At 37.9% G+C, this 16,716-nt stretch carries 14 protein-coding genes; 3 read left to right on the forward strand and 11 right to left on the reverse strand.

The window, feature by feature from the left end; translation table 11 throughout:
• Positions 1 to 9: 9 nt before the first annotated feature.
• Positions 10 to 1,056 (reverse strand): FAD:protein FMN transferase, encoded by a 1,047-nt coding sequence (locus ASE01S_RS09020; RefSeq protein WP_067841242.1) that lies wholly within the window; start codon positions 1,054 to 1,056, stop codon positions 10 to 12.
• A gap of 577 nt (positions 1,057 to 1,633) precedes the next feature.
• Between ASE01S_RS09020 and ASE01S_RS09025 the strand changes: the two genes are divergently transcribed.
• The 3 genes from ASE01S_RS09025 (at position 1,634) to ASE01S_RS09035 (ending at position 5,935) form a co-directional block, all read left to right on the forward strand.
• On the forward strand, positions 1,634 to 3,496 hold the full coding sequence (locus ASE01S_RS09025; RefSeq protein ID WP_067841244.1) for an FAD-dependent oxidoreductase: 1,863 nt from the start codon (positions 1,634 to 1,636) through the stop codon (positions 3,494 to 3,496).
• 901 nt (positions 3,497 to 4,397) lie between these two features.
• Entirely contained in the window at positions 4,398 to 4,934 is a 537-nt protein-coding gene (locus tag ASE01S_RS09030; RefSeq protein ID WP_067841246.1) for a Gx transporter family protein, read from the forward strand.
• A 20-nt stretch (positions 4,935 to 4,954) separates the two neighbouring features.
• Positions 4,955 to 5,935 (forward strand): polyprenyl synthetase family protein, encoded by a 981-nt coding sequence (locus tag ASE01S_RS09035; RefSeq protein WP_067841249.1) that lies wholly within the window; start codon positions 4,955 to 4,957, stop codon positions 5,933 to 5,935.
• 115 nt (positions 5,936 to 6,050) lie between these two features.
• On the opposite strand, the gene ASE01S_RS09040 is transcribed toward ASE01S_RS09035, so the two are convergent.
• The 10 genes from ASE01S_RS09040 to mfd form a co-directional block, all read right to left on the reverse strand.
• On the reverse strand, positions 6,051 to 6,578 hold the full coding sequence (locus ASE01S_RS09040) for a hypothetical protein (protein ID WP_067841251.1): 528 nt from the start codon (positions 6,576 to 6,578) through the stop codon (positions 6,051 to 6,053).
• A gap of 432 nt (positions 6,579 to 7,010) precedes the next feature.
• On the reverse strand, positions 7,011 to 7,421 hold the full coding sequence (locus ASE01S_RS09045) for a S1 domain-containing RNA-binding protein (protein WP_067841253.1): 411 nt from the start codon (positions 7,419 to 7,421) through the stop codon (positions 7,011 to 7,013).
• A 77-nt stretch (positions 7,422 to 7,498) separates the two neighbouring features.
• Positions 7,499 to 7,879, reverse strand: a complete 381-nt coding sequence (locus ASE01S_RS09050) for an FtsB family cell division protein (RefSeq protein ID WP_067841255.1) — start codon at positions 7,877 to 7,879, stop codon at positions 7,499 to 7,501.
• A gap of 20 nt (positions 7,880 to 7,899) precedes the next feature.
• Positions 7,900 to 8,469, reverse strand: a complete 570-nt coding sequence (gene yabQ, locus ASE01S_RS09055; protein ID WP_067841257.1) for a spore cortex biosynthesis protein YabQ — start codon at positions 8,467 to 8,469, stop codon at positions 7,900 to 7,902.
• The gene (gene yabP / locus ASE01S_RS09060; protein WP_067841259.1) at positions 8,466 to 8,768 is read right to left on the reverse strand and encodes a sporulation protein YabP; all 303 of its coding nucleotides are present in this window, start codon (positions 8,766 to 8,768) and stop codon (positions 8,466 to 8,468) included. Before yabP ends, yabQ begins: the two co-directional genes overlap by 4 nt.
• Before the next feature lie 58 nt (positions 8,769 to 8,826).
• Positions 8,827 to 9,102, reverse strand: coding sequence for an RNA-binding S4 domain-containing protein (locus ASE01S_RS09065; RefSeq protein WP_067841262.1), 276 nt, complete (start codon positions 9,100 to 9,102; stop codon positions 8,827 to 8,829).
• Positions 9,103 to 9,120: 18 nt separating this feature from the next.
• Positions 9,121 to 10,572 (reverse strand): bifunctional methyltransferase/pyrophosphohydrolase YabN, encoded by a 1,452-nt coding sequence (gene yabN / locus ASE01S_RS09070; RefSeq protein ID WP_067841264.1) that lies wholly within the window; start codon positions 10,570 to 10,572, stop codon positions 9,121 to 9,123.
• Between the two features lie 2 nt (positions 10,573 to 10,574).
• Complete coding sequence (locus ASE01S_RS09075) at positions 10,575 to 12,149, reverse strand: putative polysaccharide biosynthesis protein (protein ID WP_067841266.1); 1,575 nt, start codon at positions 12,147 to 12,149, stop codon at positions 10,575 to 10,577.
• Between the two features lie 220 nt (positions 12,150 to 12,369).
• Complete coding sequence (gene spoVT, locus ASE01S_RS09080; protein WP_067841268.1) at positions 12,370 to 12,903, reverse strand: stage V sporulation protein T; 534 nt, start codon at positions 12,901 to 12,903, stop codon at positions 12,370 to 12,372.
• 108 nt (positions 12,904 to 13,011) lie between these two features.
• Positions 13,012 to 16,533, reverse strand: coding sequence for a transcription-repair coupling factor (mfd, locus tag ASE01S_RS09085; RefSeq protein WP_067841270.1), 3,522 nt, complete (start codon positions 16,531 to 16,533; stop codon positions 13,012 to 13,014).
• Positions 16,534 to 16,716: the final 183 nt, after the last annotated feature.

A 16,716-nucleotide genomic window follows, 5' to 3' on the forward strand; every position in this document is an offset into this window, starting at 1 on the left:
ACGCTCACCTTATCCTTCAACATCAACGAGTTTAAAGTTATCATTAACCAGCTCAAACGTATCAACTAAGCCAGAACTTAGGATAATCTCTTGATCTCTAGTGACAAAAACTGCTTCTACATCATCGAGTGATTCAATAAATGTTTTTCCAGCCTCTAATCCTTTCGCAAAAACGACTGTCGATAAGGCATCTCCGTCTATCGAGTAATCACTAATAATTGTAACACCTGCAATCTCATTATCAAATGGATAGCCTGTATCCGGATCAAGCAAGTGATGATATTTAATACCATCAACCTCGACATAGCGCTCATAAATCCCTGAAGTGACGACAGATTTATTTGTGGCTTGAATACGACCGACTAATTCGCCCCGTGCTAAGAAAGGATTTTGAACCCCCACTGTCCACTCTTCTCCAGACGGACGATTCCCCTTAACATAAATATTGCCCCCTAGATCGATAATCGCGGAGGTGACACCTTCTTCTTCAAATAGTGCATTGACTTGATCAGTAATATATCCCTTAGCTATTGCCCCTAGATCCAGCTGCATATCCGGCTCCTCAAGATACACGCTCTGTTCCTCAGGATTTAAGATCACCTTCTCATAATCAATCACGGCGATAGCTTGATCAATTTCCTCCTGATCAGGTTTCCGCGCATCATCATGACCAATTCGCCATAAATGTGTTAATGGTCCCACACTAATATCAAACCCACCATCTGATAACTTGCCATAGTTTAGGCTTTTATCGATTAAATAATATAACTCCTCTGAAACTGGTACAGGAGCAATACCTGCCTGACGATTAATTTCTGATATTTCCGAACTTGCTATCTCATCACTTATTATTTGTTCTAATTCTTCAATTAAAGACATGGCAGATTCAATAACATATTCTTTATCTTCATCGTATACACTTAAATTAACAACAGTTCCTAACAAGAACTCTGTTTGACGATACGGCGATTCAAGCAGTCCAGATTGGTTAGATGAACACCCAGATAAAACTAACAGTGCCACTACGGCTATAAACCATTTATTTTTTAATCGCATCGTTAACAACCTTTCTTTTAAAAAATCATGTTAGATTCAAATTTTATCGCAGTGTAACTGGCTATAAGACTCCTACTTTAACAATAAGGGAACACGTCAATCTAGTGGGAGATCCAAAGCCAATAATGGCCCGATTGGTTCAACTAACGTTCAGTGGGGGATGGAATAGCCCCCACTGAACGAAGTTTCACTTTATCGTCGTTCAAATTAATGATCTGCTAGAATACAAACATCTAGCTCCGCAAAATGTGAAGACCTTCACATTGGATGACTCTGAAAAGAGTATATCATCGCATGATTACCCTGTCTATCTGTTAAAACGGGATAAACTTGACGGAAAATTGTTTATAGACCTTATTCTATCTGTTTTCTTATTAGTTGTGAATACTTATTGAACTTTTTTGTATGATAATTTGCTCAAAATTTGCTCAAACTTTAGAGATTTTTTTATATATAATCTATAAAAAGCCCTAGACACGAATGAAAAACAGGGTTACAATAGAAGTCGGTTGTTCAAGTATTCACAACAAATCTCAAATTTCAAGTATTCTAGACTATCAAAAGGGAGTGAACATAAATGGCAAACAAAAATATCGTCATCATTGGCGCTGGTTACGCTGGAGTTCATGCTGCAAAAAAACTAGCAAAAAAGTTCAAAAAAGATGACACAGTTTCGATTACATTAATTGATAGACATTCTTATCACACGATGATGACTGAATTGCACGAAGTTGCTGCACATCGTGTTGAACCTGATGCCATCCAATTTGATTTACGTCGTTTATTTAATCGTACAAAAGTGAAACTTATCACAGACAATGTGACACATGTCGATCACGATACCAAAAAAGTCGTAACCGAACATGGTGAATTTGATTATGATTACCTAATTTTAGGTATGGGTGGTGAGCCAAATGACTTTGGTACACCAGGGGTAAAAGAGCACGCCTTTACACTATGGTCTTGGGAAGATGCTGTCAAACTACGAGAACACATTGAAAATACTGTAGCTAAAGCGGCAACTGTCCATGATCAAGCAACACGTCGTGCCATGCTTACATTTGTAATTTGTGGTTCTGGCTTCACCGGGATTGAGCTTGTAGGTGAAATGATAGAATGGAAAGCACGTTTGGCAAAGAATAACAAAATTGACCCAGAGGACATTACGCTTTATGTTGTAGAAGCTGCGCCTACCATTTTAAACATGTTAGAACGTCGTGATGCAGATAAAGCAGAGGCCTACCTCTTGAAAAAAGGGGTTAAAGTATTAAAAGAATCACCAATCGTAGAAGTACGTCCTGACGAAATTGTACTCAAGAGCGGTGAAACGATCCCAACTTATACTTTAGCTTGGACTGGCGGGGTTAAAGCTAATTCCGATACTGAAGAATATGGAATGGAGCAAGCACGTGCCGGTCGCCTAAAAGTAAATCAATATATGGAATCTGAACAATATGATAATGTTTATGTGGTCGGAGACCTCGCTTATTTTGAAGAAGAGCCTGGAAAACCAACACCACAAATTGTTGAAGCAGCTGAGCAGACAGGAACAACTGCTGCTAAGAACATTATTGCTGATATTAAAGGTGAGGAGAAAGTTGCCTATAAAGGGAAGTATCACGGTGTAATGGTCTCAATTGGTGCACGCTATGGTGTAGCTGATCTTATGGGGCTTCACTTAAGTGGCTGGTTTGCTAACTTTGTTAAGCACATGGTTAACCTTTATTATTTCTTTGGTATTGGTAGCGGCTATTATATGTTTAAATATATTGAACACGAATTTTTCCATACTAAAGATAAGCGTAATATTTTCCGTGATTTCTTAACACGTTATGGGAACGTACTATGGAGTTTGCCACTTCGTATTTTTGTCGGTGGTTTCTGGTTAGTTGAAGGTGGATCTAAGCTATGGGGTTATGAGATTTGGGAGAGAGCTACCTCTAGTCTATCTAATATTGGTGAGTTATTTAAAGGGATTGGCCAAGACTCCTGGTTACTATCGTCTACCGTTCAAATGGATTTCCCTTGGCTTCAAGATGCAACATCTGCTGCTACTGAGGGAGCCACAGAATATGCAACACCAATCTTAAGTGAAATGCCAGGCTGGTTCTCATGGATTATGCAAATTATGATGCCAACACCTGAAATTGCACTTTTTATGCAAAAAATGATGGTTTTTATCGAAATTGCGATTGGTCTTGCTATTATAGCTGGTCTTTTCACTTGGATTGCTAATGCAGCAAGTGTTGGCTTCCTATTAATGTTTACTTTAACAGCCATGCTAGGCTGGGATAAAGTCTGGGCACTTCCTGCTTCAATTGCATTAATGAATGGTTCTGGTCGCACCTTTGGTCTTGATTACTGGGTAGTACCATTTATTCAGAAAAAGCTTGGTAATTGGTGGTACGGGAAAGAACGGGCTATATATCAGGATAAATAAAATTTTGAGGGTTAGCGATTTATTCTTTGAAAAGGTAGGTCGCTATCCTCTTTTATACCTATGTGCATCGTAGTATAATAAAGAATTAAGAGGATACATTTTATTAGAGTGAACGCAGATTTCATGATCATTGCGTTCTTTTTTCTGACAATACCTTCAAATGATGTGACTAGCTGTCTGCTGTGAATAAGGACTTCATTTTGCGGTTATGTTATGATCTACCCATATTAATTAACTGTTAGTAATCAATCAAGTCTTTTAACTTCATTCTGCAGTAGTGTCCCACTTCTTTAAGTGGTGAGGTGCTTAATTGTATTCCGTTCAATGGAGGTTCAAACCCGGCTGAACAGAATAAAGTTAAGTCTCCGGCGGATGCCACAGCCAGGCTCGATAAAATCTGCGTCCAAATACGCCAAAGCGCATTTGATTCACATTCAAGTCCTAACTTATCGGCTCCTTGACTAGATTATAAAGACATTGAAAGGGAGATAAGAAATGAAGGCGTATATAAAAAAGCTTACAGTTGGATTTTAATAGCATTACTTATTATCGTTTCTTTTTTACCTTTTGCTGTCTTTGACTCGAAAATTTAACGAATGGATTAAATGACGGTAACATGCTAGACATCAGATCCGTTATCAAATAATTTTAGCTGAGTTCAGGGTACCAGTGTATTTGGTCGCGTAATCTGAAAAGTGAGTGTTTAACAGAATAAAGAATTTAACCGAACGATTCGGAGTAATGTGTTCCAATCGATTCTGAGTGTGGTGTAGCCAATGGCGCTCTAAACTCGGAACACGATTGCTCATCTCGTTCACGGCAGTTATCAATAGCATACACACTGCCATTAGCATACGTGAGATCAAGAGGAAGCTCCTAACGTTAACAGAGGTGGCTTATGATGACCAAAAATCAACGACTCGTTTATATAGCACTACTTGCTGCCCAAGCTGTTATTATTAGCTTAATTGAGCGTGCAATCCCATCTCCATTCTTTTTTGCGCCCGGGGCAAAGCTTGGGCTCGCCAACATTATTACTTGTATGGCAATCTATACGCTTAGGGTAAGAGATGCAAGTAAAGTAATTATGATTCGACTTATCCTAGCTACTTTATTAGGTGGTACAATTTCAACATTTTTATATAGTGCCGCTGGATCCTTATTAAGTTTTATCGGGATGCTTACCATCAAAAAACTTAGCTTTGGCAAAGTTAGCTTAATTGGTGTCAGTGCGACTGGTGCTGTCTTACATAATATCGGGCAGCTTTTAATTGCTAGTTGGGTTGCTCAGACATGGAGTGTCATGCTTTACCTCCCAATTCTTTCACTCATTGGTATTTTAACAGGTATCGCAATCGGAATTACAGCCAACTACTTACTTACGCATGTTGAAAAGCTGTATTATTACATGGATTTACAAGCAGTTGAAAAGATATAGAACGAAAGAGGTTTTCACTTATGGAAATACATCCAATGTGGCGGGATTACCCAAGTTTACAAGAAGATCTACCAAGGGTTAAACTATTAATTGATAATCATATAAGAATCAAGGACAAAGATATTCGGGCTACTTTAAAAAAGGCTGTTAACTCAGGCGGAAAGCTTCTAAGACCTGCCTTTTCACTGCTATGTCATGAAATAGGACCTGCGCAAGATAAGGATAAGGCTCTTGCGATCGCAGCTGCACTTGAAACATTACATATGGCTACCCTTATTCACGATGATGTCATCGATGATGCCATGACGCGGCGGGGACAAGCAACGTTACAAACGCTACAGGGCAACAAGTTTGCCATTTATGCTGGTGATTACCTTTTATCTGTTTGCTTTACGATACTTTCAAAGCATTCAAATTCATTAGCACATTTGGAGTATAACGCTAGAAGTATGGAGAAACTGCTAACAGGTGAACTTGATCAGCTTCATTCACGGTTTCAAACACCGAATAGTGTGAAGAACTACCTGTCACGAATCTCCGGTAAAACAGCTCAACTCTTTGCTTTAAGCTGCTATGTAGGTGCCGTGGAAAGTAAAGCAACAAAGCGTCAAGCACGTAATGCTTGGAACATGGGTCACTATATTGGAATGGCTTTTCAAATTATCGACGATATTTTGGATTATCAGGGTGATTATCAAGTTGTAGGGAAGCCTGTAATGTCAGATGTGCAACAAGGTATTTATACACTTCCTTTAATTTATGCGGTGTTAGGTGATGCTAAAGCTGCCCTACCAATATTAGAAAAGAAACGCCCTTTTTCTTCTGAGGATCTTAAGCAGCTTTATCAGATTATTGAAAAACAAGACGGGATTAACAAAGCATTAAAAATAGCAGAACGCTATACGCATAAAGCCATAAATGAATTAAATAAATTACCAAATGGTCATTATAAAGAGCAGCTCTATCAAATTATAGCTAATATCTTGAAGCGAAATTCGTGACGAGAGTTAGTTAAGCTTAAAAATAAAAAAGGCTACCTCCTTAATCAGTCTCCCATGTTAGACTTCTTTAACATGAAGGATAACTTTTAAATGAGGTAGCTTTTTTATTGTCCAACTATTCTACAACTACATCGCCTTCTACTGTACCATCAATTTGCGCAGATGCTTGATAATCAGCATTGGCAAAAGTAATAGTTCCAGTTACAGTTGCTGTCTCATGTAATAAGAAACCATCAGCTTCAACATAGACATCACCATCAAGGGTTCCGCCTTGGAAGTTCAAGTTTTCGCTCTGTACAACAAGCTGAGGTACGGTTATTTTCCATTGATCAACAATATTGCGATCATCATCTTGTGTGTAGGCTGCAATTTTTCGATAGATATCTCCGCTCTCTTCTCCACCATCATGGAATGTTCCAGACACAACTAAATCTTCTTCAAGCGTCATATCACTTTGAGGAATAATAATCCAAGTTCCATTTTCACTTGCTGCTAATTTTAATGCTTCGCCATCATCAGCGAATGAAGCAGCTGTCACTGTATCAGCGTCATTGTCATCACTTTTGTCGGTATCATTAGCTCCTCCACAAGCAGCTAGCAGACCAATGGTTAAAATCATCGCTAAAAACAATTTAAATTTCACTGTTGTCTTCCCCCTATATTTCATAAGTTTGTACATTCACGTACAATGTTATCTTACCATATTTTCTAAACTTAGTGTATATAAATGTGTAATATTTCGTGAACCTGTTCACATTATAGTCATATTGATGGCCTTTTCATCCTAAGTAATTCCCAAGTATGACTTTTAAAACTACCATACAGTGGTTTGGACTGACTTATCCTTATTCTGTGCAAAGGATCACTCTATCAATATATAGTGGTATAATATCCCCTTAGCATGTTTGGTTAATAGAAAGACACCACAATATGATAAAAGCTAAAAAGCCCAAAAAAGCTACTGGTTTAAGTATAACTCATTCAGTAGCTTTCCATACGATTATATAAAATAATATCATTAAAAGTTCAAAAGCATTGGCTTAGTTGCAATTTTAGCATATAATCTGGCAGCAAATCAGCCTTTTCTAGCACCTCTACCTCCACGTTTGGATTCGGTGTGTTTGCGTAAAGAAGCTAAGCGATCTTCAGAATCTTTTAGAAAACGATTCATCTTTGCTTCAAAGTTCTCAGTTCGTTCGCGACTGCCCTTTGGTTGGCTAGTATTGGGCTTACGACGACTTTGGTTAGGCGTCTCCTTAGCTTTTTTAATCGATAAGCCTATTTTCCCGTCTTGCTCAACATTAATGACTTTAACCGTCACTTCATCTCCAACAGTAAGATGTTCGTTAATATCTTTAACATAGTTATCGGCAACTTCACTAATATGAACCAGTCCGGTCTTTCCTTCCGGTAGCTCGATAAAAGCTCCAAAATTTGTAATACCGGTTACCTTTCCCTGCAACTTGCTGCCTACATCAATTGACATAAAAAAAATGCTCCTCCTTAGAATTTAAAAAAAGATATACTACTCCCCTATATTATAGCTAAGCGATAAAAGCAATGTCAATAAGCAGGAGCCTCATCCAACAGTTTAAAGACAATTTCACCTTCTTCAGTGAAAAAGTAATTCGTCTTGGCAATTTGCAGAACGTATGCTTCGTCTTCTAATAGGCTAATTTCTTCTAATAAGGAAGCTTCTTCAGCTCTTAAGGCAGCTATTTCTGTCTGTTTCTCCTCATACTCTGCTTGTTTCTCTGCATGTAACGCACGTTGCTTCATATGAAAAGTAAACAAACTAAAGAAGGTTATCACAGCAATAACAGCAAAACATATCAGACGTCTACGTAAAAGTCTTTTTCTTTTTTGTTGTCTTTCCATATGCGCATCATATTTATTCATATATGATGATTGAAGTCGTGTTACTTTCCGCTGCTGACTTTCCATTGTTGGATAACCTCCTTAACTTATCTCTTAAAACGTTTTACTATAATATTCTCTATTTTACTATAAAGTCCTGCTATTGAAACTAAGTATTTTTTCGTGTTTTTAGGTAACAAAGCCCAAATACACTTAAAAAACCAGGTAATTAGTCTTAGTATCAGTCGAATTAGCCCATTTACAGCTGCTAGGATCAAACCCAAAATAAACATGATTAGCTTATAAAGCAACATAATCGGTTTAATTAGAATAAAATAGACTAATTGGCTAATTAGCCTAACGATATACTTTACTAGTGTTATCATACCCTCTAGAAGTTGCTGATAAAGCCTTCGAAATAACAAATTATAGAGTAAAAAACCAGCCACTAATGATAGGATAAAGTACAAATGAACTTGTCCACCATTTATTTTTACTAGAATATAAAAGGCAATAAAGCCTTGAGCTAGCCAAAACATGAATTGAAAAGGTAAACATAACAGCTTTTTCTCTTTAATAGCTTTAACGATACGTTCATTGGTATCAAACATACAGCCAAGGTAAATGCCCACAACGCTCATGATAAGGAAAGATAACAGCTGTGTATCAATGCTCATTTAAATAGTTTTCCAAAAAAGCTTTTCGTTTGATTATGATTGTGGTCATCTAAATAAGAAAAATCGACAAGCTTACCTTTAATCTCAACCCTGCCTTGTGCAACGTCTAACGTTTTAATCTGCAGATTCTCTCCTCTAATCATGAGATATCCTTGGACTGTCTCTAGTAAAAATTCTTCATTATCGAAGCTGTCAACCTCTTTAACACCTGTAATATCAATCATTCTTCTATTACGAACTTTAATTTCATGCTCTACTTGCGTCGAAGTATTTGAATAGTGGTTTAATTCTTGTTTCATTCTAGCCCCTCCTTTAATCATTAGTAGGATATGTGAGGAGGGAACATTTTAGAACCTATTAAATCATTGAATCTGAATTTTTAATCTGTTCTTCTTTAATAATCGTATAAAGTGTATTCGCTTCATCTTTACGAACGGTTTCTTTTAAAGACTCTACTTTGATTGTTAATAATTTTTGGCCAAATTGAATAGTCAATTGATCATCAACCGCAACATTAGTTGCAGCCTTAGCTTGATTTCCATTAATGGTTATCCGACCTTGGTCAGCCACTTCCTTGGCCAGTGTCCTTCTTTTTATTAATCGAGAAACTTTTAAAAACTTATCTAATCGCATTTATATTAACCTCTTTTCTCATTCGAATCTTTTTGCTTCTTCCCAAATCTGATCCAACTCTTCTAATGAAAGTTGATCCATTCTATCTCCTTGTTCTTTCACTTTAGCTTCAATAAAACGAAAGCGGCGATTAAATTTCTGATTTGTGCGTGTTAACGCAATATCACTATTAATTTTATAATAGCGTGCTAGGTTAACAATAGCAAATAATAAATCACCAAATTCTTCCTCGATTGCTGCTTTATCTTTTGCATGAATAGCCGCCTTGACCTCTTTAACCTCTTCTTCGCATTTAGCCCAAATATCTTCAGCTTGATCCCAATCAAAGCCAACCTTAGCTGCTTCTTTTTGTAAACCTTCAGCCTTTACTAAACTAGATGCTGCTTGAGGAACGCGGTCCAACAAAGACTTTTCTGCACGACCTTGCTTTTCATTCTTTTTGATCGTTTGCCAGTTACTTAACACATCATCAACATGGTTAACCTCGGCCTCTCCAAAAACATGTGGATGACGCCGAATCATTTTTTCTACAATTGATCGAATGACATCATCGATTGAAAAATAGCCATGATCCTCTCCAATCTGACTATGAAGCATCACTTGTAATAAGACATCGCCTAGCTCTTCAATTATTTGATCATCATCTTCTTGATTAATTGCATCAATTAATTCATAGGCCTCCTCGATCAAGTAAGGTCTTAGGCTGGCATGTGTCTGTTTTTGGTCCCATGGACACCCGTTTGGTCCACGTAATGTTGCTATAATATCACGTAACTGGAAAAACTGATGCTGTAACTCTTCTTTTTGACTTGGATGTATATAGACGCTTGTTAGATTACTTAATGTTACACCTTGATCTAATTCAACCAGCGGCAATGTAACAACACGTTGACCAGAGCTTCCGGCTGCCTCAATAATCGTAACAGGGTGATCAGGTGTTAAATCTTCTAATAACGTTAGCTTAACCTCTGAAGCAACCATTTGATCATACACTTGGCAAAAAACCAAGTGATGCTGATAGTCTAGCTGTGATCGTTCAAAGCTAGTCGCGTCTAAAAACTGAAACCCTTCGATAGGATCAATTTTTATTGCTGTAAATAAATCGTCTAAATAGCTCTGCCCACCGATCACTTCTATATCGATTTGATCTTGATTTAACAATAGTTGAACGGTACGCTCAGCTAGCATTGGATGACCAGGTACTGCATAAATAATTGTGCCGTATTGATCGGCAGCTGATATCAACCGAGTAACGATTTCTTGATAAACGGACTCAAAGGAATCATAGGCTTGATAAATCGAATCAAAAGCTGTAAATTCAAGCCCTTCCTCTTTTAGTACGTCCAGTACTGGATGTTTCGCTGTTCGAACATAAATGGGCTGCTCAGTACGTGTAAGCTTCCGGTATAATCCAATTGATAGTTGGTCAAGCTCCCCGGCTCCCAAACCTAGGATTTCAATTTTATTCATCTTTAATTAACATCCTTTCGAAAAAATCGGTTAAATGGGATGGCGTCAACTTCATCCTCGCTAAAAGCATTAAGCTTTATCAGTGTCTTAAGATAAACAAAGACAGCCAGTATAATAATGACTAACAAATAAATGAACTGGCCGATTCTGCTGATATTATTAAATATTGGCTGAGCAAGACGGTTAAGGATCATAGTTACCCCAATCATCAAGCTTAATGCTCCACCAAAGCCTTGCCAAGGCACTGTCATCAATTTCGACAATGACAAGATCTTTTTTAATTGAATTAAATTTAACATTAGAATAACGGCAGAACCGATTACGGTTGCCAGTGCTGCACCTGTAATACCAAAATGTGCGATCAGCAACACGTTAGCTACCCATTTGATCCATACACCAATTAACACGAAGATAGCAGTACGGTAAATGTGCCCCAACCCTTGCAGAATAGCAGCCGTTGAAATGCTTAATGCGGCAAACAAGATAGTGATTGAAAAAACACGCAAACTAAAAGTCCCTATGTCCTCCTTAAAAAGCACCGTATTAACTTCTGGAAAAAGTATGATTAATCCAGCGGTTGCCCCTGTTGCTAAATAGAGGGTGAAACGCCAAGTGCTTGAGACATAGCCAATAAATCGTTCGCGGTCCTTTGATAGTCTTGCTTTCGTTACCGAAGGAATTAATGCTAGTGCTAATGAAGACGCCGTTACAATACCAAGCTGTGCTAAAGGTTGCCCTCGATCTAATATACCTTTAAGCGTTTGTGCTTGTACTAATGGAACCCCCTGCTCTACTAATTGTGGGACTAAGGTGAAGGCATCAATGAATTGTAGCAATAGTAACAGCATATGGTTAATCGCCATTACTACACCATAACAAATAATTCGAGTAAATAATGTTGACCAGTTGTCACTAACTTGACTATCATCCTGCCAAATTCGTCCAGATTGTTTGCGCTGATAAATGATTAAGACCAAACATGCTGTTACTGCACCGGTGATAGATGCCAGAACCGCCCCTATACCTACCTCATATAGGGACCGATTAAACCGAACAATAAACCATGATATTCCAATAATGAGGCTTACCCGGACGAGTTGCTCGACCACTTGAGATAGCGCAGTCGGTACCATATTATTCTGACCTTGATGTAGTCCTCTTAAACCTGATACGATCGGGATTAGCAGGAAAATAAATGCACAAACTTTAATACTATTCGTAAGTGCAAGATCGCCCATCAATGATGCAATCAATGGAGCCAGTGAATAAATTAAGCTAAAAATAATGATACAAAACCCAAAGAGCAAAAAGAAAATGCTTTGAATTATTTTTTTCGACGGTAGTTCCATTTGTCCTGCTAAAAGCTTTGAAATGGCTGATGGAAAGCCGTATAAGGCGAGCATCGTTGCCATGCCAATAAAGGGATAAACCTGTTGATAGACATAGAAACCAACATCTCCAGTAATATTTTGTAGAGGAATACGGTAAGCTGCACTTAACACCTTACTAAGTAACCCTGCATAAGTTAATAAAAACGCCCCTTTAAAAAACAGGCGCTGTTCAGTCTGTTTGTCCATTTTGTTATACCTTCTGTTATATTTATAAATACTATTCAGCTTAATTATAGCACAGTCATCAATCCGTTGTTGTACTAATGCAGGTATACCTTTTACAAATAGAAAACCTTAGACAAACAGTCTAGAAAGCTCGTTTATTTATCAGTGCACTTTTTTGCTTAACATACACGTTAGAACCAAAAATAAAGAGACTAGCATAAAAGCTAGTCCCTTCTCATTTTTACTGCATTTGATTTCCTAAGAAATTAGCTGCAATTTCAGCTGTGGTGATCTCTTGATTCGTTACTTTTTCATCGTTAGAAAAGACAATGACTGATCCAACTGGGTCTCCATTAGCTATGATTGGCTGCATAACATAGGAGGCATTCATAACCGGATGGTCTTTACGAAGTTCAAGCGCTACAAAAGATTCTTTAATCAATGGTTTTCGGTCATTCATTACACGCTCAACCTGCTCAGACACATTTTTATTGTAATAATCCTTTTTGCTTTCTCCAGCTACTGCAATATAAGTATCACGATCACAGATTAATACTGATTTTTTTAATGTTGAATGAAGTGCATCAGCATACTCTTGAGCAAAATTTCCAAGCTCTTGAATAGGTGAATATTTCTTTAATATCACTTCTCCCTCACGATCAACGAATATCTCCAATGGATCGCCTTCTCGAATTCTTAACGTGCGTCTGATTTCTTTTGGGATTACAACACGTCCCAAGTCATCGATGCGTCTTACAATACCTGTTGCTTTCATTTTGTAGCCCCTCTTTCTTTGCTAATCTAAAGTCTAAACCTTAATTACAGAAATTAAATAAAGTGTCGTGCAATTAGTATGGTTATCCAAAAGTGGAACTATACATAATTATTGTTTTAAATTTTCTAGTTCTTGAATAAATGAGCGCAGATATTGATAGCGGTCAGGCACAGTTTTTTTGGACCAGCTAAAGGTTATTTTTAATTTATTTTGCTCTGTACCAAGCAAAATCATTCTACCAAAATCAGAGGCATATTGAAATAATTTTTCGCCATCAATCTGTTGGCTTCCTATTTCGTCCAGTATAACAACAATCTTTTGCTTCTGTTCTTTTATTGATTCAACATGTTGTTTCTTTGCCAATATTTTCAGGCGTGTAACATCAATTAATTTACCTACCTCTTCTGGGTAGTCTCCAAAGCGATCAATCAGCTCATCCTCAATATCTGCTATGCCTTCGATCGAATCGACAGCTTGGAATCGCTTATACATGTTGATCTTCTGCTTCCCATCTCTAATGTATTTATCCGGAATATAGGCATCTACCATTAGGTTAAGCTCAGGCTCTGGTTGCCTATTTTGGAGTTGGTCTTGCCCTGTTTTCCTTTTTTCAATAGCTTCTTTTAGCATTTCAGAGTAGAGGTCAAAACCTACTGAATCAATAAATCCATGTTGCTGTGCTCCTAAAATGTTACCAGCACCTCTAATTGATAGGTCTCTCATTGCTATTTTAAACCCTGATCCTAATTCCGTAAACTCTTTTATAGCCTGCAATCTTTTTTCAGCCACTTCTGTTAATACTTTATTTCTTTGATAAGTAAAATAGGCGTAGGCAATTCGATTACTGCGTCCAACCCTTCCTCTTAATTGATAAAGTTGACTTAGACCCATACGGTCTGCATTATCTACAATCAATGTGTTTACATTTGGAATATCGACACCTGTCTCAATAATGGTTGTACTCACCAATACATCATACTCACCAGCTAAAAATGCCAACATAACATTTTCAAGCTCTGTTTCGTTCATCTGACCATGCGCTACTGCAACACGAACATCTGGAACAAGCATTTCAATCTCTTGAGCTTTTTGTTCAATATTCTCCACACGATTATATAAGAAGAACACTTGTCCTCCTCGGCCCATTTCTCTTTCTATCGCTTCTCTTAAAAAGAGCGGATTATACTCTAACACATACGTCTGGATCGGAAAACGATTGGCAGGTGGTGTCTCAATAACAGATAGGTCTCGCACACCTAACATAGACATATGGAGAGTACGTGGAATCGGTGTTGCTGTTAAAGTTAAGACATCAACATTCGTTTTTAATTGCTTAATTTTTTCTTTATGTTTAACACCAAAACGTTGCTCTTCATCGACAACTAACAGTCCTAAATCTTTATATTGAACATCCTTAGACAGTAGACGGTGTGTACCAATTACCAAGTCTACGACTCCCTCTTTTAATCCCTTCAACGTTTCTGATTGTTGCTTTTTCGATCTAAAGCGACTTAACATGCCAATTTCAATCGGATAATCCTGAAAACGCTCTAGAATTGTATCATAGTGCTGTTGAGCAAGTATCGTTGTCGGAACTAAAATGGCGACTTGCTTCCCCTCTAAAATAGCTTTAAAAGCAGCCCTAATGGCAACCTCTGTTTTTCCATAACCTACATCTCCACATAATAGACGATCCATCGGTCTTGATTTTTGCATATCTTGTTTTATTTCCTCAATACAACGAAGCTGATCCTCTGTTTCTTGATATGGAAAAGCATCTTCAAATTCCCTTTGTAGAACAGTGTCCTCACCAAAAGCATAGCCCTTAGTCGCTTCACGCTCTGCATATAATTTAATTAAGTCATCGGCAATATCCTCTACTTTGGATTGAACCTTGCTTTTCACCTTTTTCCATTCTGATCCACCAAGCTTGTAAAGCTTAGGCTCCTTGCCCTCTGAGCCCACATACTTTTGAACAAGATCAATCTGATCGATTGGTACAAAGAGCTTGTCATCACCATTATACTTAATCAACATGAAATCTTTATGGATCTCTTGAACCTCAAGAGTCTCTATCCCCACAAAACGTCCAATTCCATGGTTAACGTGAACAACATAGTCACCGACTTTAAGCTCCTGGTAGCTTTTGATTCGTTCAGCATTGGAAAGCTTTTGTTTTCGCTGCCTTCTCCTCGTTGTGTTCGATTTAAATAACTCCTGCTCAGTTAGGACCGCTAGTTTATGAAGTGGCAATTCAAATCCTGTTGCGAGTGTACCGACCATGACAACGGGTTGCTTAATCGGTAAACGCGTGGTTTCATCAGATAGATTTGTTTCAATTTGATAATCAGCTAAGATACCTCGTACTTTTTCGGCACGCTTTGGTGTTTGGGCTAAAAAGACGACAGAGTAGTCCCCCTTTTGCCAACGCTTCATTTCATTTTGCAACAAGTGCATTTGACCATGGAATTGTTGCATAGCCCGACTAGATACGTTCACGATATTTTGTGGTGCTGTATTGGCAACATGACGCAAAAAGACAGAGAGGTATACCTTTGGGTGTGACATATGGTGCCAGATATAATTCCAATCAAATGATAGGGTCAAATCTCTAACCATCTTGTATTCAGCGAGCATTGATTCTAGCCATTCTGCTTCTTCTTTATCTAAATTTTGCGCTGATTCTTGAATACGCCCAATTTCATCTAAAATCATATAACCATTTGATGGTAAATAATCTAGTAAACTCGTAGAAGACTCATAGAAGTAATGACCATACTTGTACATGTCCTCAAATTTTTCATGGGCTTGTAGCCGGCTAATATCATGACTGATTAGATCATAAAGCTGTTCTTTAGCAGAATTTTCCATTTTACTTACTGTTCTAGCTAATGCCTCTTCTAGTCGATTTGAGGCTCGAGTCATGTCTTGATGGGTTAACAGCATTTCTGTTATGGGTAAGACTACAATCTCACTAAGCTTCTCTAGCGAACGTTGAGTAGTCGCATCAAAATAGCGAATCGAATCGATTTCGTTATCAAACAACTCAATCCGTAGCGGGTTTACCTCAGTAATCGGGTATATGTCAATGATACCACCTCGCATACTAAATTCGCCTGGACTTGATACCATCTCTACCCGCTCGTAGCCCATTTGAATGAGTTGTACAAGATATTCCTCAATATTAATCTCTTTTCCTACTTGGAAAGATAGTCTAAAATGCTGCCAATAGTCTAATGGAGGCAGAATCCGTTTTAAAGCAGCAACAGGGGCAATTAGTATGCTGTTCTTTTGCTGGGTCCAAGAGGAAAGCGCAGAGATTCGCTGACTTCTAAGTTCAGGACTAGAAATCGACAGTTCAGCAGCCAGAAGCTCATTAACTGGGTATAGATGAACCTGTTCAGGTTCTAATAATTCAACTAAATCGTCATATAATTGCTGAGCTTGAATTAACTGATTGGTAATAATAAGAACAGGTTGTTGCATCTCCTGATGAATACTCGATATCCAAACACTTCTAGCTGACCCGGATAAGCCTGTAATAAGCTGTTCCTTTAAGTGCGTATTTAAGCCTGAAACAATTGATTGGACATCGTCCTGTTTAATAATAAAATGATTAATCCCTTTCATCCATTTTCCTCCCAATAGTAGTTCATGACTACCTTTACCTCATAGCTATCTGACCTTGACTTAAAATCTAGCTAGAGTTTAAGTCAAGCATCCTTTCAGAGGTTATTTACATTTCACTGAATGATAAGATCGCTTTTCATTCGGCTTGTGACTACGTGCTTGTTAACGATCTAATAAGCAACG

Origin of the sequence: Amphibacillus sediminis NBRC 103570, assembly GCF_001552275.1 — a bacterium.
Classification (GTDB): domain Bacteria; phylum Bacillota; class Bacilli; order Bacillales; family Amphibacillaceae; genus Amphibacillus_B; species Amphibacillus_B sediminis.

Coding starts and splice junctions, on each gene's coding strand:
- yabP (WP_067841259.1), bottom strand. CDS start 8,768: ATGAAACAAGAATTAAACCACTATTCAAATACTTCGACGCAAGTAGAG.
- yabN (WP_067841264.1), bottom strand. CDS start 10,572: ATGAATAAAATTGAAATCCTAGGTTTGGGAGCCGGGGAGCTTGACCAA.
- ASE01S_RS09050 (WP_067841255.1), bottom strand. CDS start 7,879: ATGGAAAGTCAGCAGCGGAAAGTAACACGACTTCAATCATCATATATG.
- ASE01S_RS09030 (WP_067841246.1), top strand. CDS start 4,398: ATGACCAAAAATCAACGACTCGTTTATATAGCACTACTTGCTGCCCAA.
- yabQ (WP_067841257.1), bottom strand. CDS start 8,469: ATGAGCATTGATACACAGCTGTTATCTTTCCTTATCATGAGCGTTGTG.
- spoVT (WP_067841268.1), bottom strand. CDS start 12,903: ATGAAAGCAACAGGTATTGTAAGACGCATCGATGACTTGGGACGTGTT.
- mfd (WP_067841270.1), bottom strand. CDS start 16,533: ATGAAAGGGATTAATCATTTTATTATTAAACAGGACGATGTCCAATCA.
- ASE01S_RS09075 (WP_067841266.1), bottom strand. CDS start 12,149: ATGGACAAACAGACTGAACAGCGCCTGTTTTTTAAAGGGGCGTTTTTA.
- ASE01S_RS09045 (WP_067841253.1), bottom strand. CDS start 7,421: ATGTCAATTGATGTAGGCAGCAAGTTGCAGGGAAAGGTAACCGGTATT.
- ASE01S_RS09020 (WP_067841242.1), bottom strand. CDS start 1,056: ATGCGATTAAAAAATAAATGGTTTATAGCCGTAGTGGCACTGTTAGTT.
- ASE01S_RS09065 (WP_067841262.1), bottom strand. CDS start 9,102: ATGCGATTAGATAAGTTTTTAAAAGTTTCTCGATTAATAAAAAGAAGG.
- ASE01S_RS09035 (WP_067841249.1), top strand. CDS start 4,955: ATGGAAATACATCCAATGTGGCGGGATTACCCAAGTTTACAAGAAGAT.
- ASE01S_RS09025 (WP_067841244.1), top strand. CDS start 1,634: ATGGCAAACAAAAATATCGTCATCATTGGCGCTGGTTACGCTGGAGTT.